General features: G+C 49.5%; 1 protein-coding gene. It reads left to right on the plus strand.

Going from position 1 to position 642, the window contains the following annotated elements; all coding sequences use genetic code 11:
* Positions 1–141: 141 nt before the first annotated feature.
* The coding region (locus I6F41_RS17955) for a hypothetical protein (protein WP_231613638.1) at positions 142–642 on the plus strand (501 nt) is incomplete at its 3' end.

The following is a 642-nucleotide window of genomic DNA, read 5'->3' on the forward strand; positions in this document are numbered from 1 at the left end:
CTCCACACCCCACAAGAGGCTTCACTTGGTGTTCCTATTGTTCGGAGCATTAGTGCAGTGGTTGGAATCGAGTGTCATTATTCAAGAAAGCATAATGTGAGCAGCGATTCCTTAGTGCCCCGTTGGGTCCCATATACCTCTATGGAAGCTGCAGAGGAGGTCTTCGTCTTCTCCCTCAAGCTCATGACCGATGACTGGAGATTCGAGAGGCCTTCTAACCAATACTTCCTGGGTGACATCATAAACCTTGAAGCATCTGTGCTTTCATACAGCCATGTTCCCATCCGTGTGTTTGTGGACAGCTGTGTGGCTACAATAGTCCCTGATGTCACATCTGTCCCCAGATACTCCTTTATTGAGAACAATGGGTGCCTGGTTGATGCCAAGCTCACAGGCTCCAGATCTCACTTCATGCCTCGAACTCAAGGTGACAAGTTGCAGCTTCAGCTAGAGGCTTTCAGGTTCCAGCAACCAGACAGTGGACTGGTTTACATCACCTGCATGGTGAAGGTGGCCGTAGCAACAACGACTCCAAATCCTGAACAGAAAGCTTGTTCCTTCTCTGCTAATGGTTGGGTGTCTGCAGATGGTTCTGACCAGGTGTGTGGCTGCTGTGACTCCACATGTAGTACCAGAAGAGGA

Source organism: Pseudoalteromonas sp. SCQQ13 (genome assembly GCF_015864415.1).
Classification (GTDB): domain Bacteria; phylum Pseudomonadota; class Gammaproteobacteria; order Enterobacterales; family Alteromonadaceae; genus Pseudoalteromonas; species Pseudoalteromonas nigrifaciens.